This is a genomic window from Pantoea sp. NGS-ED-1003 (assembly GCF_000738765.1).
Classification (GTDB): Bacteria; Pseudomonadota; Gammaproteobacteria; order Enterobacterales; family Enterobacteriaceae; genus Pantoea; species Pantoea septica.
In genome coordinates this window covers 385715-404877 of record NZ_JPQA01000001.1, presented here as the reverse complement: position 1 = coordinate 404877, position 19163 = coordinate 385715, and the positions used below count along the sequence as shown (strand labels likewise).

18 protein-coding genes are annotated in these 19163 nt (G+C 61.2%); 10 read left to right on the top strand and 8 right to left on the bottom strand.

All coding sequences use genetic code 11. From position 1 onward, the window contains the following. Positions 1 to 113 precede the first annotated feature (113 nt). Entirely contained in the window at positions 114 to 698 is a 585-nt protein-coding gene (locus tag JS46_RS01860) for a YceI family protein (RefSeq protein ID WP_033747273.1), read from the top strand. A 167-nt stretch (positions 699 to 865) separates the two neighbouring features. After that, positions 866 to 1294, top strand: coding sequence for a thiol-disulfide oxidoreductase DCC family protein (locus JS46_RS01855; protein WP_033747270.1), 429 nt, complete (start codon positions 866 to 868; stop codon positions 1292 to 1294). Between the two features lie 3 nt (positions 1295 to 1297). Here the strand turns inward: JS46_RS01855 and JS46_RS01850 are convergent, their stop codons facing one another. Beyond that, the gene (locus JS46_RS01850) at positions 1298 to 1627 is read right to left on the bottom strand and encodes a cupin domain-containing protein (protein WP_033747269.1); all 330 of its coding nucleotides are present in this window, start codon (positions 1625 to 1627) and stop codon (positions 1298 to 1300) included. 137 nt (positions 1628 to 1764) lie between these two features. Between JS46_RS01850 and JS46_RS01845 the strand changes: the two genes are divergently transcribed. Continuing rightward, positions 1765 to 2403, top strand: a complete 639-nt coding sequence (locus tag JS46_RS01845) for an RpiB/LacA/LacB family sugar-phosphate isomerase (RefSeq protein WP_033747267.1) — start codon at positions 1765 to 1767, stop codon at positions 2401 to 2403. 43 nt (positions 2404 to 2446) lie between these two features. On the opposite strand, the gene JS46_RS01840 is transcribed toward JS46_RS01845, so the two are convergent. Genes JS46_RS01840 through JS46_RS01815 form a run of 6 tightly spaced genes read right to left on the bottom strand, consistent with a single transcriptional unit; the run spans position 2447 to position 8826 of the window. Then, a complete protein-coding gene (locus JS46_RS01840; RefSeq protein ID WP_033747266.1) occupies positions 2447 to 3211 on the bottom strand; it encodes an ABC transporter ATP-binding protein in 765 nt (254 codons plus the stop codon). A gap of 9 nt (positions 3212 to 3220) precedes the next feature. Next, entirely contained in the window at positions 3221 to 4087 is an 867-nt protein-coding gene (locus JS46_RS01835) for an ABC transporter ATP-binding protein (protein WP_033747264.1), read from the bottom strand. Continuing rightward, positions 4059 to 4964 carry an ABC transporter permease gene (locus JS46_RS01830; RefSeq protein WP_033747261.1) on the bottom strand — a complete coding sequence of 302 codons (906 nt, stop codon included), beginning with the start codon at positions 4962 to 4964 and terminating at the stop codon, positions 4059 to 4061. The genes JS46_RS01835 and JS46_RS01830 overlap by 29 nt, the downstream gene beginning before the upstream one ends. Next, a complete protein-coding gene (locus JS46_RS01825) occupies positions 4961 to 5986 on the bottom strand; it encodes an ABC transporter permease (RefSeq protein ID WP_033747258.1) in 1026 nt (341 codons plus the stop codon). The genes JS46_RS01830 and JS46_RS01825 overlap by 4 nt, the downstream gene beginning before the upstream one ends. Continuing rightward, a complete protein-coding gene (locus JS46_RS01820) occupies positions 5983 to 7614 on the bottom strand; it encodes an ABC transporter substrate-binding protein (protein ID WP_033747256.1) in 1632 nt (543 codons plus the stop codon). Before JS46_RS01820 ends, JS46_RS01825 begins: the two co-directional genes overlap by 4 nt. Positions 7615 to 7671: 57 nt before the next feature. Further along, positions 7672 to 8826: a mandelate racemase family protein gene (locus tag JS46_RS01815; RefSeq protein WP_033747255.1), complete on the bottom strand. Its 1155-nt coding sequence runs from the start codon at positions 8824 to 8826 to the stop codon at positions 7672 to 7674. 325 nt (positions 8827 to 9151) lie between these two features. Here JS46_RS01815 and JS46_RS01810 point away from each other — a divergent pair, with 325 nt between their 5' ends. The 6 genes from JS46_RS01810 (at position 9152) to JS46_RS01785 (ending at position 14972) form a co-directional block, all read left to right on the top strand. Then, complete coding sequence (locus JS46_RS01810; protein ID WP_051905542.1) at positions 9152 to 9976, top strand: MBL fold metallo-hydrolase; 825 nt, start codon at positions 9152 to 9154, stop codon at positions 9974 to 9976. Positions 9977 to 10074: 98 nt separating this feature from the next. Then, positions 10075 to 11190 (top strand): ABC transporter substrate-binding protein, encoded by a 1116-nt coding sequence (locus tag JS46_RS01805; RefSeq protein WP_033747253.1) that lies wholly within the window; start codon positions 10075 to 10077, stop codon positions 11188 to 11190. 128 nt (positions 11191 to 11318) lie between these two features. Beyond that, complete coding sequence (locus JS46_RS01800; protein WP_033747251.1) at positions 11319 to 11726, top strand: DUF2231 domain-containing protein; 408 nt, start codon at positions 11319 to 11321, stop codon at positions 11724 to 11726. Positions 11727 to 11738: 12 nt separating this feature from the next. Continuing rightward, complete coding sequence (locus JS46_RS01795) at positions 11739 to 13031, top strand: sorbosone dehydrogenase family protein (RefSeq protein ID WP_033747248.1); 1293 nt, start codon at positions 11739 to 11741, stop codon at positions 13029 to 13031. Positions 13032 to 13689: 658 nt separating this feature from the next. Beyond that, entirely contained in the window at positions 13690 to 14319 is a 630-nt protein-coding gene (locus tag JS46_RS01790) for a DapH/DapD/GlmU-related protein (protein ID WP_033747246.1), read from the top strand. A gap of 38 nt (positions 14320 to 14357) precedes the next feature. After that, positions 14358 to 14972: a glutathione S-transferase family protein gene (locus JS46_RS01785; RefSeq protein ID WP_033747245.1), complete on the top strand. Its 615-nt coding sequence runs from the start codon at positions 14358 to 14360 to the stop codon at positions 14970 to 14972. 13 nt (positions 14973 to 14985) lie between these two features. On the opposite strand, the gene JS46_RS01780 is transcribed toward JS46_RS01785, so the two are convergent. Continuing rightward, positions 14986 to 16305 (bottom strand): MFS transporter, encoded by a 1320-nt coding sequence (locus JS46_RS01780; protein WP_033747244.1) that lies wholly within the window; start codon positions 16303 to 16305, stop codon positions 14986 to 14988. A 475-nt stretch (positions 16306 to 16780) separates the two neighbouring features. On the opposite strand from JS46_RS01780, the gene JS46_RS01775 reads away from it, so the two are divergent. Continuing rightward, positions 16781 to 19135, top strand: a complete 2355-nt coding sequence (locus tag JS46_RS01775) for a membrane-bound PQQ-dependent dehydrogenase, glucose/quinate/shikimate family (protein WP_033747243.1) — start codon at positions 16781 to 16783, stop codon at positions 19133 to 19135. Positions 19136 to 19163 lie beyond the last annotated feature (28 nt).

The following is a 19163-nucleotide window of genomic DNA, read 5'->3' as shown; positions in this document are numbered from 1 at the left end:
CGCCAGGATATTGCTGAATTTATTTGAAAATTAAGTCCAAAACTCTTCACTATATCTGCGGGGACGTTTAGGGGACACTCAAATGGATTCGGCTGTTTTAAAAGGAACCTAAAGTGAAAAATATCAAACGTCTCGCGCTGCCGCTGCTGGCCGCCACTGCACTCTATGTCCCGCTTTCTCAGGCGGCCGCTCAGCAGTATGAGCTGAACCCGGAGCACACGTCAGTTATCGTTACCTGGACTCACTTCGGCTTTTCCCATCCCACCGCGGATATCCCGGACGCGAAAGGCACGCTGGTGTTTGACAGTGAAAATCCAGCCGCTTCGCGCGTTAACGTGACCCTGCCGATAACCAGCATCGACAGCCATGTTCCTGCGCTGACCAAAGAGTTCAAGGGCGCGGAGTATTTCGATACCGCGAAATATCCAACCGCGACTTTCCACAGCACCAAAGTGGTAGCGAAGGGCGATAATAAATTCGACGTGGAAGGCAACCTGACGCTGAAAGGCATCACCAAACCGGTGACGCTGCATGCCACGCTGAACAAGCAGGGCGAGCATCCGATGGTGAAGAAACAGGCGATCGGCTTTGACGCCACCGGCACTATTAAGCGTTCTGACTTTAAGCTGGATAAATATGTCCCAGCGGTCGGCGACGATGTGACGCTGACCATTTCTACCGAAGCCTACGCGAAGTAATCTGCAGTTTTTCTGATATCTTTATATTGATTAACTCCCTGTATCAGCAGAGTTAAAACCAAACCGGCCGCCTGGCCGGTTTTTTTATATCGCCTTTTTGCTTGACGGCTGCGCAATTAATGACCGTACTTAACTATCGTATCCGTCATTAATTTAAGGAGATAATTATGCCACAGCCTCCCTTTCTCAAGCCCGGCGAAAAGGTCGTGCTCTATGACGGCGTCTGCAAAATTTGTAATAGCTGGGTCAATCTCTTGCTGCGCCTGAAGCTTTCCCGACGCGTCCGGTTTGCGGCAGTACAGAGCGAAGAGGGCAAGGCGCTGCTGCGCTTTGCCGGCCTGCCCGATGAAAATATCCGCACCATTGTGCTGATCGACGGCGACCGCCACTGGATCCGCGCTCAGGCCATTTTACGCGTAATGCGGCTGCTGCCTTTTCCATGGGGAATGCTGTCGCTGCCAGGCCTGCTGATCCCCCATTTTATCAGCGACTTTTTCTACAACCGCATTGCGCTAAATCGCTACCGGCTGTTTGGCCGCTACGAAAAGCAGCATCCCGTCCCCTCTGATTTCCCGGGACGTTTCCTGCATGCCTAGCGCTTAGCCCGGTGACAAAAAATCTTCACGCTGCGGGGTAAAGGTATCCAGCAGCGTGCCCGCTTCCAGGCAGACGCAGCCGTGCATTATGTTTGGCCCTTTATAGAGCGTGTCGCCTGCGCCGACTTCCTGGGTGACGCCGTCGATGGTAAAGGCGAAACGTCCGCTGAGCACACAGGTCAGCTGCTCGTGAGGATGATGATGCAGGGGGCCGACCGCCCCCTTTTCAAAGGTCACTTCCACCGCCATCATGGTGCCGCCGTGCGCCAGCACGCGCCGCGTTACGCCATTGCCTAACGCTTCCAGCTGCGTCTGCGATCGATATACAAACATTTTGCCTCCTCATTCGGATCAGCCTTAGACTGCCGTTTTTGTGATATGCCTCACGCCATAGCGCGCGATTAGTCCATGCACTTTAGCCGCTTTTGATTAAAATGAAACGGTGTTTCATAAATACTTAAGGGCAGATCATGAAAATCGCATTAATGATGGAAAACAGCCAGGCCGCTAAAAACGCCGTCGTGCGCAAGGAGCTGGAAAACGTCGCGCAGCCGTTGGGCCATCAGGTCTTTAACGTCGGCATGAGCGACGAACAGGATCACCATCTGACCTACATTCACCTCGGCATCATGGCCAGCGTGCTGCTCAACAGCAAAGCGGTCGATTTCGTTATCGCCGGCTGCGGCACCGGACAGGGCGCCCTAATGTCCCTTAACCTGCATCCGGGCGTCGTGTGCGGCTACTGCATCGATCCGGCGGACGCCTATCTGTTCGCCCAGATCAACAACGGCAACGCGCTTTCGCTGCCGTTCGCCAAAGGCTTCGGCTGGGGCGCGGAGCTGAATTTGCGCTTTATCTTTGAAAAAGCCTTCACCGGCGAAAAAGGACTGGGCTATCCGCCTGAGCGTAAAGAGCCGCAGGTGCGCAACGCCGGCATTCTGAACCAGGTAAAAGCGGCAATGCTGAAAGAGAATTATCTCGATACGCTGCGCGCGCTGGACCCCGAGCTGGTGCGCACCGCCCTCAGCGGCCCGCGTCTGCAGCACTGCCTGTTTGAGCATGGTCAGGTGCCGGAAATCGCCGACTTCGTGCGTCAGATTACGCAGTAACGCCTTCCTGGCGCGCCGCCTTCGCCGCGCGCCTCTCTTTTCTCTACATCTCTCTCGCCAGCGCCGGATTGTAGTGACGGCTTGCTTCTACCAGCATGCGCGTATAGGGCATCGCCGCGCGATCGGCTACCAGCGTCGGCACGTCGAGCGTCTCCAGCACGCGCCCCTGCTGCATCACCGCCACGCGATGGCAGAGATGCGCCACCACGCCTAAATCATGCGTGACCATCAGGTAGGTGAGATTCGCCTGCTGCTGCAGATCGCTCAGCAGGTTCAGAATTTCCGCCTGCACCGAGACGTCGAGCGCCGAGGTCGGCTCATCCAGCAGGAGCACGCGCGGCTCCAGAATCAGCGCGCGCGCGATGGCGACACGCTGGCGCTGACCGCCGGAAAGCTGATGCGGATAGCGCGTCAGCCAGGCGCGATTCAGCCCGACTTTCTCCAGCATCGCCACCACGCGCGCCTGCCGCTGGCCGATGCCGTGGATCAGCAGCGGCTCCTCCAGAATATCGCCGATGGTGTGGCGCGGATGCAGCGAACCGTAAGGATCCTGAAACACCATCTGCACCTGTCTGCAGCGCGCGCGATCGATGCGGCGCCCGAGAGGCTCCCTGCCTATCGCCAGCGCGCCATGCCAGTGGGTAATCAGCCCCGCCAGGCACTTCAGCACCGTGGTTTTGCCCGATCCTGACTCGCCCACGAGACCGAAGATTTCGCCTTCATTGACCTTCAGAGAGACGTCGAACAGCACCTGGTTTCGGGCCGCCTCTTCGCCGAAGCTCAGGTTGAGATTCTCGACAGCGATCATGCGCGCTCCTTAATCATTCAGCCAGCTGGCCTGGCGTTGCAGCACCGGCAGACGGCTGCGGCGCTGGTCGATATCCGGCAGCGCCGCCAGCAGGCCCTGCGTATAGGGATGGCGCGCGCGGTCGAGTTCGTTCGCCGCCAGCGATTCCACCACGCGCCCGGCGTACATCACCAGCACGCGGTCGCAGAAGCTGCGCACCAGGCTGATGTCGTGGCTGATAAAGATCAGTCCCAGCCCGCGCGCCTTCACCAGCTCATCCAGCAGCGCCAGAATTTGCAGGCGAACCGAGACGTCGAGCGCGGAGGTCGGCTCATCGGCGATCACCAGCTCCGGCTCGGTGATCAGCATCATGGCGATCATCACGCGCTGCCCCTGGCCGCCGGAAATCTCATGGGGATAGAGCTGATAAAGGCGTTCAGGCTCGCGAATGCGCACCACCTCCAGCATCTCCAGCGCGCGCTTTTTCGCGGCGGCGTGCTGGCCGCGGTGGTGGCTGCGCCAGGCTTCGGCGATCTGCTCGCCGACGCGCACAACCGGATTAAGCGAATATTTCGGGTCCTGCATAATCATCGAGATGCGCCTGCCGCGAATGGCGCGCATCTGCGCCGGACTGGCACGCAGCAGATCGATTTCGCCGAACTGCATGCGCGCCGCCTCGATGCGCGCCTTCGCCGGATGCAGCTGCAGCAGGGCGCGGCCCACGGTGGATTTGCCTGAACCGGACTCGCCGACGATGGCCAGTTTTTCCCGGCCGAGCTGAAAGGAGACGCCGCGCACCGCCGGGGTGCTGTGACGTCCGTTAACAAAATCGACGCGCAGATCGTGCACGTCCAGCAACGGCGCGCCGTTACTCACTGCGGGGATCGAGCAGGTCACGTAGGCCATCTCCTAAGAAGTTGAACGCCAGGCTGTTGATCAGGATCGCCAGGCCCGGCACGGTCACCACCCACCAGCACTCCAGCATGTAGGTACGGCCGCTGGCGATCATCGCGCCCCATTCCGGCGCGGGCGGCTGCGAGCCGAGGCCGAGAAAGCCGAGACCGGCGGCGGTGAGGATAATGCCCGCCATATTCATGGTGATGCGGATAATCACCGACGGCAGACAGAGCGGCACGATATGGTGCCACAGCACGCGCAGCGGCGACGCGCCCTGCAGCCGCACGGCGGAGATAAAGTCCGCCTGGCGCAGCGACAGCGTTTCGGCGCGCGCCAGCCGCGCGATGGGCGGCCAGGCGGTAAGGGTAATGGCGATCACCACATGCTCCAGGCCGGGGCCGAGCGCGGCGACGAACGCCAGCGCCAGCACCAGGCTGGGAAAAGAGATAAAGATATCGGTAATGCGCATCAGCGCCGCGTCTACCTTGCCGCCGAAATAGCCAGCGGCGACGCCCAGCAGCAGCCCGATCGGCCCGACGGTGACCGACACCAGCAGCACGATATAGAGCGTAATGCGCGCGCCCCACACCAGGCGGCTAAAGATATCGCGGCCAAACTCGTCGGTGCCGAACCAGTGCTGCGCGCCCGGCGGGCTGAGGGCGTTGTCGAGATCCTGCACCAGCGGATGATAAGGAGCGATCCAGGGGGAGAACAGCGCCGTCAGGCAGAGCAATAGCACGATGCCGCCGCCGATGGCGGTCAGCGGGTTGCAGGCCATGCGCAGCAGAAAATGGCCGGCGCGCAGGGCGGAGCGACGGCAGCGCGCCAGCCGTTCGCGCGCTGCGCCGACCGGCGGCGTATCGATCGATAGCGTCATACTTTGGTCCTCGGATCAAATACCTGATAGAGCAGGTCGGAGAGCAGATTGAGCAGCACGAAGATCAGACCGACCACCAGCACGCAGCCCATCACCGCGTTCATATCGCCCAGCATCAGGCTGCCGGTCAGATAGGAGCCGAAACCCGGCCAGGAGAAGACCGTCTCGATCAGCACCGCGCCCTCCAGCAGCGAACCGTAGGCGAGCGCCACCACCGTCAGCAGCTGCACCAGAATATTGCGAAAGGCGTGCTGCCAGATCACCTGCCACTCCGTCAGCCCTTTGACGCGCGCCGTGAGAATAAACTCCTGCGACAGCTGCGCCAGCATAAAGCTGCGCGTCATGCGGCTGATATAGGCGAGCGAGTGAAAGCCGAGCAGCGAGGCGGGCAGCACCAGGTGGTTCAGGGCGTTCCAGAACACCGTGGCATTGCCCGCCAGCAGCGCGTCTACCAGCATCAGGCCGGTGCGGCGCGGCACCACGCCGTCGAGGCTGAAATCGACGCGGCCCGCGCCGCCGACCCAGCCCAGATGGGCATAGAAGAGCAGCAGGCCGATCATGCCGACCCAGAAGATCGGCGTGGAGTAGCCCGCGAGGCTCACCACGCGCACCGCATAATCAATGACGCTGTTGCGCCGCGCCGCGGCGATCACCCCAAGCGGCACGCCGAGCCCGGCGCCGATAACGATCGCCAGGGTCGCCAGCTCCAGCGTAGCGGGAAAAACGCGCAGAATATCCTGGCTGACGGGCTGGCCGGTCAGCAGCGCATGACCGAGATCGCCGTGCAGCAGCCCGTTCAGATAGATGCCGAACTGCGCCCACAGCGGCTTGTCGAAGCCGAGCTGGTGGTAGACCTGCTGCCAGGTGGCGTGATCGGCGTCCGGGCCGACGATCGCCAGTACCGGATCGAGCGGCATCACGCGGCCGATAAAGAACGTCAGCAGTAGCAGGCCGAACAGGGTGATAAAAACCTGCGTCGCGCGTTTGCTGACGCGGCGCAGCTGCGGAAGGGCGGCAATCATGGCGTGCCTCCTGCCAGGCTCTCTGGCGTTTTCCAGACGTCGCGCAAAAAGGTGGTGGCGGACGGATGCGGCTGATAAGCCTGTACGCGGTTATTCACCACCACCGAATCGACCATCTGGGAAAGGGGCATCAGCGCCGGGATCAGCTGGTCATAGCGCTGCTGGATAGCGAAATAGGCCTGCTGCTGTTTCGCGGCGTCGCGCTCCGTCAGCGCCTGGTCGATCATGCTGTTGAGCCGGGCGTCGTAGAAGCTTGTGCGCCAGCCCTGAAAGTTGGTCAGCCGAGCGCTGTCGGCGTTGTCCGGGTTGTAGACCAGCGAGCGCAGGCTGGAATGGGGATGCGGCTCGACGCCGCTGCCGCCGCGTCCCACCAGCAGCCCGAACTGCCGGTCGCGCATCGCGCCATAGATCTGGTTGCCGGTGCCGGTGATAATGCGCGCGCGGATCCCCGCCTGCATCAGCGTCGACTGGATGGCGATAGCGACGTTAAGGAAGGGCTGATCCGCCAGCACGCGCAGCGTGGTGTCGAAGCCATCGGGGTAACCCGCCTCTGCCAGCAGCGTCCGGGCGCGCGCAATGTCCAGCCGGTAGCCGGGATCGGGCAGCGTCGCGGGCATACCCGCCTGGATAGGTCGCTGATGCAGCACGCCGTAGCCTGCCATCAGCGTTTTATTGATCCCCTGATAGTCCACCAGATAGCGCAGCGCCTCGCGCACCTTCGGGTTGGCGAAATGGGCCTCTTTCATGCTCATCGCCAGGTAGTAGATCGTGCCGCGCTGCACGCTGTCGATGCTGAGATCGGGATCGTTACGCAGGGCGCGCACGTCGGGGATCGCCATATTGCTGGCGATATCGAGATCGCCTTTTTCCATCATCAGGCGCAGGGTCTGCGACTCCTGCAGGTGTCGAAACACCACGCGCTGCATCTTCGCCGCGCCGCGCCAGTAGTCCGGCGCGCGGCTCATGGTCAGCACATCTTTCGCCTGCCAGCCGTCCAGCCGGAACGGGCCAGAGCCCGCCTCATGGGTGGTAAGCCAGCGATTGCCCCAGTCGTTGTTGACGGCGTGCGCCTGCACGGTTTTGCTGTCGAGCACCACCATGCTGCCGAGCGCGGCGAGGGAATAGAGCACCAGATGGGGATCGTTGGGCTTCGGCAGACGGATAACCAGGGGGCGCGCGTCAGGGGCGGCGATCATCTCGTCAACGTTGGCCTTGCTGAAGCCGTAGGATTTCCACACCGACGCCTGCGCCAGGTTGAGGTGCAGCACGCGGCGCATCGACCAGACGGCGTCAGCGCTGGTCAGGGCATTGCCGGAGTGGAAGCGCACGTCGTCGCGCAGCCGAAAGGTCAGCGTGCTGTTGTCCGGACTGATGCGCCAGCTCTCCGCCAGCGCCGGACGCACGCGCGTCAGCTGCTGCGGATCGAGCTCCACCAGCCCGTCATAGAGATTAACCACGATGCCGACCACTTCGTTGCCGGTCATGGCGGCGGGATCGAGCGTAAGCAGATTGTTCATATTCATGCCGACGATCAGCTGGTCGTCAGGCGTATTCGCCTGAAGCGACGCGCTGCCCGCCAGCAGCAGCAGCGTGGCGAGCCACGCGCCGCAGCGGGTGCGGATAGTCATAAAGTAAGTCCAGCAGGTCAGAGGTTTAGCGTTATTTGCTGTACTTCTCTCTCAGCGTTACCAGCGGTTCAGCGTATGGGTCTCAATCCAGCTGAAGTTGATATCTTCGCCCAGGCCGGGCCGGGTCGGCAGCTGCACATAGCCGTCGTGGTCCATCGGGTCGATCAGGCTGTTGAGGTACGCGGGCGGCTGTTCATAGTCGAGGAAAGGGTGCAGCAGGCCGCGTTCGTACCAGCGGCAGTTGCGGATCGCCCCGACCACCGCCAGGCTGGCCGCGCCGTTGCCGTGCACTTCGCAGTCCATGCCGAAGGCTTCCGCCAGGCTGGCGACCTTCATGGTGGCGGCGATACCGCCGACGCCGTTGGCGCCGGCGCGCAGAATGTCGCAGGCGCCGGCGCGCACCCAGTCGGCGCGGCTGTGATGCTTGCCGCCGAGGCTCTCCGGCCCCAGCACGTCGATGCTGAGGTTTTCCGCCAGCCAGGCGTAGGAGGCCATGCTCTCTTCCTCCATCGGCTCTTCGAACCAGCTGAAGTTGAGCGTCTCCAGCGCCTTGCCGATAGTGAGCGCCTCGCTGCGGCTGTACCAGTGGTAGCCGTCCAGCATCAGGGCGATATCCGGGCCGACCGCTTCGCGCACCGCGGCGCAGGCCTTGATATCCATCTGCGGGCTGGGGGCGAACGCCACCGGCGGCATCCAGGTGTGCAGCTTGATCGCTTTATAGCCGCGCGCCACCAGCGTTTCGGCGAAGCGCGCATAGTCGTCCGGCGTCGCCAGCCCGCCGGGCAGCTCATCGCCGCACATGGTGCTGCCGTAGGCGGGCACCCGTTCGCGATAGCCGCCGAGCAGCTTGTGCACCGGCTGCTGCAGCCGGCGGCCGATAAGATCCCACAGCGCCTGCTCGACGGCGGAAAGGGCGCGCTCGGTGAGCTGATGCGCGCTGCCGCGCTGCCAGTGCGCCAGATCCAGCCACAGCCGTTCGCGATCCATGGCGTTCTGCCCGATCAGCACCTTGCGGAAAAAGGCGTTAACCACGTGCGGGCGGATCACCTCCGGCGGCGCGAAGGCATAGCCGCTGTGGCCGTCCTCGGTGGTCAGGGTCAGCAGCGCCATCTGCGCCTCGGTTTCGTCGCCGGGATGAGAGTGTCCGGCGCTGTCGGCATGACGCCTGCTGGGATAAGTAAACTGGGTGACTTCAATGGCGCTGATCTTCACGGCACAGGCTCCTTATGCGACGGATCTCGCTGGATGTGAAATAAAAGTAAAACAACGTTTCATTTCGTAATCTAGCGTTCACAGATTGTTTACGCATTAGCCAAAGCAAGGTAAATGCAGCCGTAAATTAGGGCAGCCGCACAGGGTGATGTGAACAGATTCACGAAGCCTGGCCACTTTGTGAGCAAGGCCGCACCGAAAAAATACGCGGCTGATTGTGCCGCTCACGCTTGCAGATGCCGCAGGGCTGACCATTATTGTTTAATTAACCCGTTCATCATTAACCGGCTTTTTGGTCGCTACGGCGAAAGGCAAGGAGGAAACCATGCGCGTTCATCACCTCAACTGCGGCTGTATGTGTCCTTTCGGCGGCGCGCTCTACGACGGATTCAGCCGCTCGCCGCTGGCGCACCTCAGCTGTCACTGTTTGCTGCTGGAAACCGATACGCAGGGGCTGGTGCTGGTGGATACCGGCATCGGCCTGCAGGATATGGCGCATCGCGGTCGTCTGTCGGGCTTTTTCCGGCTGTTCAACAATATTCAGTTCGATCGCAGGCTCAGCGCCTGGCAGCAGATCGTCGATCTCGGCTTTAAGCCGGAGGATGTGCGGCATATCATTCTGACGCACCTCGACTTCGATCACGCAGGTGGCATCAGCGACTTTCCGCAGGCGCGCGTGCATCTGCTGCAGCGGGAGCTGGATACCGCGCCGCAGCGCCAGAGCTGGCTGCAACGGCAGCGCTTCCGGCCGCAGCAGTGGGGCAACCACAGCGGCTGGCGAGGCTACGCCGCCGGCGGGGAACGCTGGTTCGGCTTCGATGCGGTGAGGGCGCTCGACGATCTCAACGACGAGGTGCTGCTGGTGCCGCTGCCTGGCCACACATTAGGTCACGCGGGCATCGCGGTGCGGCAGGGCGACGGCTGGCTGCTGCACGGCGGCGACGCCTGGTTCTACCGCGAGGAGATGCGGCAGGCGGAGCGGCACTGCACGCCAGGCCTGCGCTTCTACCAGTGGATGATGTGCAGCGATCGCGACGCCTGGCGCACCAACCAGCAGCGGCTGCGCGCGCTCTCGCTGCAAACCGACGCGCAGGTGACGCTGTTCTGCAGTCATGACCGGCGCGAGCTGGGCCTGCTCGACGGCCGGTAAAAGATTTTTCTCTGCCTCTTTTCCTGCAACCCATTTTGCGTAATAGTAACGGCGCTTTACATAAATAATTATCATTATCGTTTGAATGGGTTAATTCAATGAAAAAATGGATGTTAGCGCTGGGGTTGTTGTGCATCGCGGGAACGGCTGCGGCCAAAACCATCACCGACGTGGCGGGCCGTCAGGTTGAGGTCGCCGCCGAGTCGAAACGTATTATTCTGGGCGAGGGGCGGCAGATCTATCTGCTGGCGGCCTTCGACACCGACGCGCCCTTTCAGCGGGTAGTGGGCTGGCGCGACGACTTTCACAAAGCGGACTGGGACGGCTATCAGGCGTATGAAAAGCGCTATCCGCAAATTAAGACGTTGCCGACCTTCGGCGGCGCCAAAGATGGCACCTTCAACGTCGAGCAGGCGCTGACGCTGAAGCCCGATCTGGTGCTGATGAACCTGGAGTCGAAAGCCGCCACCGACGAAGGCAAGCTGATCGAGAAGCTGCAGGCGGTCGGCATCCCGGTGGTGTTTATTGATTTCCGCGAAGCGCCGATGGTCAATGCGGAAAAAAGCATTCGCATCATGGGCGAACTGCTGAATAAGCCGGAACGCGCGGAGGCGATTATCGATTTTCGCCGTCAGCAGATTGAGCGCGTTACCGCGCGGCTGAAAGATTTTCACGGCACGCGTCCCAAAGTGATGATCGACCGCGCTGGCGGCTACACCGACGAGTGCTGCATGTCGTTCGGCAATGAAAACTTCGGGCAGATGGTGGAGATCGCGGGCGGCAGCAATATCGCGAAAGATCTTATTCCCGGCACCTTCGGCACCCTCAACCCCGAGCAGATTATCGCCAGCCGTCCCGACGTGGTGGTGGTGACCGGCGCGAACTGGAAAAACTACAACACCGTCGGCAAGTGGGTCGGGGTCGGGCCGGGCGCCGACGTGAAGGAGGCGGAAAAGCGCCTGCAGATGCTGATGATGCGCGACGCCTTTAAAACCCTGCCGGTGGCGCACAACGGCCATGCGCACGCCATCTGGCATCAGTTCTACGACAGTCCTTATCAGTTCGTCGCCATTCAGGCGCTGGCGAAGTGGCTGCATCCCGATCTCTTCGCCGATCTCGATCCGGACGCGACGTTCCGCGCCTTTCATGAGAAATTTTTACCGCTGCCTTACCAGCCCGGTTACTGGGTAACCCTGCCTGCCGACAAGCGTTAATCGCCGCAGCGCGGCAGGGACGCCGCGCTATCGCCTGAATCTTTCCGTCATCTTTCTTCATATTTACTAATATTTTACAGGCGCAGCGCGTTTTATGCGCTGTAACGCTCAATGATAGGGAGAGGATAATGACCAGAACTTCGGGACGATCGGCTTTCGCCGTGGCGCTTTACACGCTGTTCGAACCTGTGCCGCTCGGCTTTTTCGTGGCGGCATGGATCTTCGACATTATTTACCTTAACAGTTACGTCGTGGAGTGGACGCATGCTGCCAGCTGGCTTATCGCCATCGGGCTGGTCATCGCCATTCTTCCGCGTCTTATCGCCCTGATTGATCTGTTCCGCGGCAGCAGCCGCGCGGAAAAGGTGCATTTCTGGCTTACGCTGGTGGCGATCCTGCTGGCGATCGTTAACGCCTTCGTTCACAGCCGCGACGCTTACGCCGTGGTGCCGTCCGGCGTTATCCTGTCGACTCTCGTGGTGGCGCTGATGCTGATCGCCAATGTTCAACTCGCGCTGCGTCAGCGCACGGCTTAAGGAGAAGCACCGATGAAAAAGCAAACGCTTATCGCCATGGCGCTGACCACGCTGCTGGCAGGCTGCGACAGCGGCGCGCAGCTCGATCCGCAGAAGCAGACTGGGCCGAATCCGGAGCTGCCTGAGGCGAAAAACTTCTTTATGCCGCCGATGCAGGTGCCGGAAGGGGTGCCGTGGAAGCAGGGCGAGATGCCGAAAGTGGCGCAGGGGCTGAAAATCGAGAAGATTGCGGAGAACCTCAAGCATCCGCGTCAGGTGCTGACGCTGCCGAACGGCGACGTACTGGTGGCGGAATCCAACGGTCCGGCCAAACCCACCACGCGTCCCAAGCAGCTGATTATGGGCATCGTGCAGAAAGCCTCAGGCAAAGGCGGCGAGGGCGGCAACCGCATTACGCTGCTGCGCAACGTGAACGGCAAGTGGGAGCAGCACGTCTTTATTGAAAATCTCTTTTCGCCCTTCGGCATGCAGCTGATCGGCAATACGCTCTATGTTGCCAACGCCGACAGCCTGGTGAAATTTCCCTATCAGGAAGGGCAAACCGAGATCCGCACGCCGCCCCAGCTGGTAACCGATCTGCCCGGCGGGCCGATTAATCACCACTGGACCAAAGCGCTGGTCGCCAGCCCGGACGGCAGCAAACTCTATGTCGGCATCGGTTCTAACAGCAACATCACCGAGAACGGCATCGGCGCGGAATACCATCGCGCCGCAGTGCTGGAAGTCGACGCCGCCAGCGGCGCGACGCGCGTTTACGCCACCGGGCTGCGCAACCCGACCGGCCTGCAGTGGGAGCCGCAGAGCAACCGGCTGTGGGCCATCGTCAACGAGCGCGACGAGATCGGCTCCGATCTGGTGCCTGACTATATGACGTCGGTGCAGGAGAACGGCTTCTACGGCTGGCCTTACAGCTATTTCGGTCAGCATGTGGATACGCGCGCGCAGCCGCAGCGTCCCGATCTGGTGGAGAAGGCGATTAAGCCGGACTATGCGCTCAGCTCGCACGTCGCGCCGCTGGGACTGCTCTTTTACCAGGCGGACAATATGCCGCAGTATCGCGGCGGCGCCTTCGTCAGCGAGCACGGCAGCTGGAACCGTACGCCGCTTAACGGCTATCAGGTGGTGTGGGTGAAATTTGAAAACGGCAAGCCGGTCGGATTGCCGCAGCCGGTAGTGACGGGATTCCTGACCGACGATCAGAAGCAGGTAAGAGGTTTGCCGGTCGGACTGGCCGCCGATCGCCAGGGCGGGCTGCTGATTGCGGATGACGCCGGCAACACGGTGTGGCGCGTCAGCGCGAAGTAGTTTTTGACAGGCATAAAAAAAGGATTTGGCGTCACGGCCAAATCCTTTCTTTTTTTGTTCGCTTAACGGCTGGTGACCGCGCCGCGAACGAGGTGCTCAGCACTCTCCACACCTGCGATTCTAAATAGTGCGGAGAAATATTTCAAGTTTCGCCAAAATACTGTATGGTTATACAGGTGTTGAGCGCGAAGCAGAGCCGACTTGCTGACTGGCCGCTCCCAGGGGCACGGTTTTGAAAATCCCGGCAGGCATCAGGTGGTGCTGGCCTGTGGCTTTAGCAATGAGTGCCGCTCAGCGCTCTCCACAAGATGTGCTTAGGCGCCCGGCGGGTAGAGTCAAAGCCTCGGTAGCCGAATAGCGCGCTCCTGTTGAAGGAGAAGGAAAGTGATGGAACTGATTAGATTGATTCTGGATCTTATCCGGATCATCTTGCAGATCATCGTTGCCCTTTTGCAACTGACCGGCCAGGATCACTAGCCGGAACTTGAATAAAGGCGGAGCTGACCACTCCGCCTTTTTCGTCGCGTTATCCCGTTTCCCCGTTATTCTGCCGCAATCGCACTGTCTTCCGCCTGTCATCTTCGCCCGTTACCGTCAGCGCTGTTTCCGCCGCGCCGCGCGCGCCGCTTGTCCAGACATCCGACCAGACGAGGCCATTATGACTTTTCACGCTCTCTCTTCCGCCCGACTGCAGCAGACTTTTATCGACAGCAGCGTACGCCTGCGCGACACCACCGTCGGACAGCAGTGCGAAATCCTGGCGCACAGCTACCTCGAATACAGCACCCTGGGCAACTTCTCCTATATCGGCGAACACTGCCACGTGGCGGACGCGCAGATAGGCCGTTTTACCGCTATCGCCAACCATGTGCGCCTTGGCGCGCCCAATCACCCGATGGATCGCGCTTCGCAGCATCGCTTTACCTACTGCCCGGAGTATTACGACGCCAGCGCGGCGCGCGACAGCGGCTTTTTCGCCGACCGCCGCGCCGCGCGCGTTATCGTCGGCCACGACGTCTGGATTGGCCACGGCGTGATTGTGCTGCCGGGTGTTACGGTCGGCGACGGCGCGGTGCTGGCGGCGGGCGCGGTGGTGACGAAAGATGTTGCGCCCTACAGCATCGTGGGCGGCGTGCCGGCGAAACCGATCCGCATGCGCTTTACGCCCGCCATCGCCGCGCGCCTGCGGCAGATCGCCTGGTGGGAGTGGCCGCTGGAGAAGCTGATGGCGAACCTGGCTGATTTTCAGTCCGGCGACATCGCGCGCTTCTGCGATCGCCACGGCTGACTACACTTACCGCATCGCAACCATGAAAGGAGAGCGCTATGTTCACGCTCTATGGCGCACCGGGCTGGGGCTCGGCCATTAGCGAGCTGATGTTTAGCCTCTGCGGCGAACCCTATCGCTGGGTGGATGTCTCCGGCTTCGACCAGCCGGGCGAGGCGCGCGATCGGCTGCTGGCGCTTAATCCGCTGGGGCAGGTGCCGACCCTGCAAAGCGAAGATGGCGCGGTGCTGACGGAGAGCGCCGCCATTGCGCTGATGCTGGCGGATCGCCATCCTGCGCTGATCCCGCCTCCCGGCGACCCGCAGCGCGCGCGTTTTTATCACTGGCTGGTTTGGCTGGTCGCCGCCGTCTATCCCACCTTTACCTATGGCGACTATCCGCAGCGCTGGACCGCCGCGGGGGCGCAGGAGCTGAAAAAGAGTACCGACGCCCATCGCGAAGAGGCCTATCGCTGGCTTGAGTCGCAACTCGGCGACAGCGCCTTTCTGCTGGGGGACAACATCACGCTGCTTGACGCCTATCTGCCGGTGCTGGTGCGCTGGCAGCCGCGCGAGGCCTGGTTTCAGGCCAGCGCGCCGAAGCTGTGGGGAATTGCGCAGCGCGTTAAGGCGCAGAAAGCGCTGCAGAGCGTGGTGGCGCGCAACCAGCTGTAGCGCGCCGCAAGGGTTACAGCGCCTGCTGCGCCACGCCGCTGGCGCGATGCGGCTGTAGCGGTTTCTCCGGCTGCAGCAGGGTCATCGCCAGCATGCTGCCCAGCGCAATCACAGCGGTGACGGTAAACATCGCATTGTAGCCGTAGTACTCCGCCAGCCAGCCGCACAGCATCGGCGAAACGATGGCGGCGAGGTTGGCGATTGCCAGCGTCATGCCGCTAAAGGCGCCGACGGAGGCTTTCGGCGTCACGTCGATCACCACAGACCAGTAGACGTTGTTCACCATGGCGTTGAGCGCGTTGCCCAGCGTCATCAGCGCAATAATCGCCGTTGCCGATCCGGCGTACGGAATAGCCATAAAACAGCAGGCGGTGCCCAGTAGCGTCACGGCGGCAAACAGATTGCGCGCCACGCGCAGGTTATTAAAGCGCGCCAGCAGCCGATCGGCGAGTCGGCCGCCGAGCAGCACGGTCAGACAAGCGCCGCTCCAGGGGATCATCGCCACGTACCAGAGCGAATGGAGATCGTAATGGAAGCTGTCCTGCAGATATTTCGGCAGCCAGGTCACCAGCGTAAAAGTGATATAGAGAAAGGAGAAATAGCCGAGGGCATTGCACACCAGGGTGCGGCTGGTGAAGAAGCGCCACCAGGGCAGCGGCGTATCGGCGTGCGCCTCCTGACGCTGACCGTCGCGGATCAGCGCACGCTCCGCCGCGTTCGCCGCGGGGTGCAGTTCCGGGGCGTCGCTGAAGGTGCGCGCAAACAGCAGCATCGCCAGCAGCGAGAAGAGGCCCAGCAGAATAAACATCATACGCCAGTCATGGGTCAGCAACAGCAGGCCGACCGCAATCGGCGCGGTCAGCAGCGATCCCACCTGCGTGGAGAGCAGGCCGATGCTCAGCGCGAAGCCGCGCTCGTTATCCGGCGCCCAGTGGGCGATGGCTTTGTTCATCAGCGCGTAGGCAGGGCCTTCGGAGAAGCCGAACAAGATGCGCAGGGCGGCGAAGCCCATAATCGCCGAGCCGCCGAACAGCGCCATGCCCAGATCGCCAGCCCAGGCGGTGGCGATCTCCAGCAGCGACCAGAGCACGCCCGCCATCAGCCAGACCTTGCGCGTGCCGAGCCGATCTGCAAGGAATCCGCCGCACAGCGATCCGAACAGATAGCCGAACCCGAAATAGCCCAGCACCGCGCCTAGCTGCACTTTACTGAACTGGTACTCCTGAGAGATGGCGTTAGCGGCAAACGACAGCGCGCCGCGATCGATGTAGTTGATCAACGCGACAAAAAACAGCATGGAAAAGATAACGTAACGATAGCGACTCGGCTGCATGGGGCCTCTCCTGCATGAATAGGGTCTGCAAGGGAGAAGCAAGATCGGTGCCGAACTTCCAGCGGGTACGCTGGCCGGGCGTTGCGCGCGAGGCAGGCAACAAATTACCAGCCTAATGGTTCGCCTGCGCATCATTAAGGTGCAGTAAAGCGACGTCGACTGCGACAACAGAGGGAAAGTCGGCCTGATAAACCGCCGCCACGTTAAATTTATGTGTGTTATTTGTCAGCGGTTTGAACAAAAGATGCGGTAAAGCCAGGTAACTTATTAGCCGTATCGTACCATCGCGGCCTGTTGCACCCGACAGGGCCTCTGCACAGCGAGCCTGCTTCGCTTTTGGCTGCCATAAATTAGTTAGCCAGGCTAAAGACTCGTAAGATATTGTGTTTTTACCAAAAATTTACCTAAGTTAAAATAACGTTGAAGTTATGTGTATTTATTTTATTTCGTCCCTTGAATGAGGAAAAGAAGGATCATGGTTAACAAGCTAACCAGTATCGTGATGGCGATTGTCGCCGTGGCGATGCTGTATATGGGCGGGAAGCTATTGCTGCTGGGGGGCAGCGCGTTCTATGCGCTGATGGCCGCAGGCTTACTGCTCACCGCGATACTGCTGTTTCTGAATAAACGCAGCGCGCTGTCGCTTTACGCGCTGCTGATGTGGATCACCCTGTTCTGGACTATCTGGGAAGTGGGCTTTGACAAGTGGCAGTGGATCCCGCGCGGCGACCTGTTCGGTCTGTTTGGCGTCTGGCTGGCGCTGCCCTGGGTGGTGCGTCCGCTGACCCAGCGCAAGTTCCATCCTTTCCTCGGCACCACGGTAGTAGTGATGATCGCTCTGGTGATCGGCCTCTGCTTTTACGATCCGCTGCCGCAGCAGGGAACCATTACCAATGCGCGCACGCCGTCCGCCTCGACCGGCGCGGGCAACGACTGGACGGCCTACGGCGGCTCCACCAATGCGCTGCGCTTCTCTTCGCTAAATCAGATCACCAAAGATAACGTAAAAGATCTTGAGGTCGCCTGGACCTACCACACCGGCGATCTGCGTCAGAGCGACGACGCAACCGAATACACCTTTGAGGCGACGCCGCTCAAGGCGAACGGCATGCTCTACTTCTGTACGCCGCATAACGAGGTGCATGCGCTCGATCCGGAAACCGGCGCGGTGAAATGGAAATATGCGCCGCCGCAGGATCGCTCCTATATGCAGCAACATCAGACCTGTCGCGGCGTCAGCTTCTACGACGCCGGCAATCCGGCGGCTGACAGCAGCGCAGCGCAGCCAGCGCTCTGCCGCAAGCGTATCTACAACGCGACCACCGATGCGAAGCTGGTGGCGCTGGATGCCGACAGCGGCAAGCCGTGCGCCGATTTCGGTCAGAACGGCGTGGTCGATCTGCATGCCAATATGGGCGAAGTGCGTCCGCATGCGCTGATGCAAACCTCTGCGCCGCTGGTGGCGGGCAATCTGGTGATTGTCGGCGGTTCGGTGATGGACAACGGCTTTAACCGCGGCAACCCGTCAGGCGTCATCCGTGCCTACGACGCCGTTTCCGGCCGTCTGGTGTGGAACTTCGATCCGGCTCAGCCGGAGGCGACCCAGCCGATTGCGGCGGACGCGACCTATCCGCAGGACACCCCGGTGGCCTGGGCGACGCTGAGCGCCGACCTGAAAAACGGCCTGGTCTATGTGCCGTTCGGCAACGCCTCGCCGGATGAAGTAGGCATCGAGCGCGATCCCAACAGCAACACGGAGAAATTCCGCGATGCGCTGGTGGCGCTGGATCTGAAAACCGGCGCCTTTAAATGGCGTTATCAGAGCGCCAATCACGATCTCTGGGACCGCGACAACCCGTCTCAGCCGTCGCTGGTGGATATCGACTATCAGGGCAGCCAACAGCCGGCGGTGATCCTGCCGACCAAAACCGGCAACCTGTTCGTGCTCAACCGCCTGACCGGCCAGCCGATCTATCCGGTTAATCAGGTGAAGGTCTCGACCGAAGGCGGCGTCGAGGGAGAAAAATTCGCCGCTACGCAGCCGGTCTCCAGCCTGAACTTTATTCCGCAGCCGCTGACGGAAAAAGCGATGTGGGGCATTTCGCCGTTCGACCAGATGAGCTGCCGCATGGGGTTCCGCGAGCTGCGCTATGACGGCAATCCGTGGACGCCGGCGACCGAGAAGGGCTCGCTGATTTTCCCGGGCAATATCGGTGTATTTAACTGGGGGTCGGTGGCGGTTGATCCGGAACGTCAGCTGCTGATCGCCGCGCCGGTGCGTCTGGCCTATAAGTACAACCTGATCAAGCGTACGCCAGCGACCGCGACCGAGCGCATGTTCACCAAAGATGGCTCGCCTTACTGGAATGAAAACTTCCATGGCGATTACGCTATCCATATTCAGCAGTTCGCGTCAGAGCTGGGCATACCCTGTATCGCGCCGCCGTGGGGCCGTATGGTGGGCGTCGATCTGAAAACCGGCAAGACAGAATGGCTGCGCCGCATCGGCACCACCAAAAACCTCAATACCTCATTCCTGCCGGGTCGTTTCCCGATTGGTTTCCCGATGGGGATGGTGGCGCACGGCGGTCCGCTGGTGACGGCGGGCGACGTGGTGTTCCACGGCGCGACGGCGGATAACTTCTTCCGCGCCTATGACAGCACTACCGGCGCGCTGCTGTGGCAGACTGAGCTGAGCGCGGGCGCGCAGGCCACGCCGTCGACCTTTATGGGTAAAGATGGCAAGCAATATGTGGTCATTGCCGCGGGCGGCCACGGTTCGCTCGGCACTAAGAGCGGTGACAGCGTGGTGGCATTCCGTCTGAAGTAACGACGTTCCTGCGCCTCGCGCAGAAAAA

Bases quoted from the DNA above. Each gene is read 5' to 3' on its own strand.
- JS46_RS01775 (WP_033747243.1), top strand. From the start codon at position 16,781: ATGGTTAACAAGCTAACCAGTATCGTGATGGCGATTGTCGCCGTGGCG.
- JS46_RS01800 (WP_033747251.1), top strand. From the start codon at position 11,319: ATGACCAGAACTTCGGGACGATCGGCTTTCGCCGTGGCGCTTTACACG.
- JS46_RS01825 (WP_033747258.1), bottom strand. From the start codon at position 5,986: ATGATTGCCGCCCTTCCGCAGCTGCGCCGCGTCAGCAAACGCGCGACG.
- JS46_RS01855 (WP_033747270.1), top strand. From the start codon at position 866: ATGCCACAGCCTCCCTTTCTCAAGCCCGGCGAAAAGGTCGTGCTCTAT.
- JS46_RS01785 (WP_033747245.1), top strand. From the start codon at position 14,358: ATGTTCACGCTCTATGGCGCACCGGGCTGGGGCTCGGCCATTAGCGAG.
- JS46_RS01820 (WP_033747256.1), bottom strand. From the start codon at position 7,614: ATGACTATCCGCACCCGCTGCGGCGCGTGGCTCGCCACGCTGCTGCTG.
- JS46_RS01845 (WP_033747267.1), top strand. From the start codon at position 1,765: ATGAAAATCGCATTAATGATGGAAAACAGCCAGGCCGCTAAAAACGCC.
- JS46_RS01795 (WP_033747248.1), top strand. From the start codon at position 11,739: ATGAAAAAGCAAACGCTTATCGCCATGGCGCTGACCACGCTGCTGGCA.
- JS46_RS01840 (WP_033747266.1), bottom strand. From the start codon at position 3,211: ATGATCGCTGTCGAGAATCTCAACCTGAGCTTCGGCGAAGAGGCGGCC.
- JS46_RS01810 (WP_051905542.1), top strand. From the start codon at position 9,152: ATGCGCGTTCATCACCTCAACTGCGGCTGTATGTGTCCTTTCGGCGGC.
- JS46_RS01830 (WP_033747261.1), bottom strand. From the start codon at position 4,964: ATGACGCTATCGATCGATACGCCGCCGGTCGGCGCAGCGCGCGAACGG.
- JS46_RS01850 (WP_033747269.1), bottom strand. From the start codon at position 1,627: ATGTTTGTATATCGATCGCAGACGCAGCTGGAAGCGTTAGGCAATGGC.
- JS46_RS01780 (WP_033747244.1), bottom strand. From the start codon at position 16,305: ATGCAGCCGAGTCGCTATCGTTACGTTATCTTTTCCATGCTGTTTTTT.
- JS46_RS01805 (WP_033747253.1), top strand. From the start codon at position 10,075: ATGAAAAAATGGATGTTAGCGCTGGGGTTGTTGTGCATCGCGGGAACG.
- JS46_RS01790 (WP_033747246.1), top strand. From the start codon at position 13,690: ATGACTTTTCACGCTCTCTCTTCCGCCCGACTGCAGCAGACTTTTATC.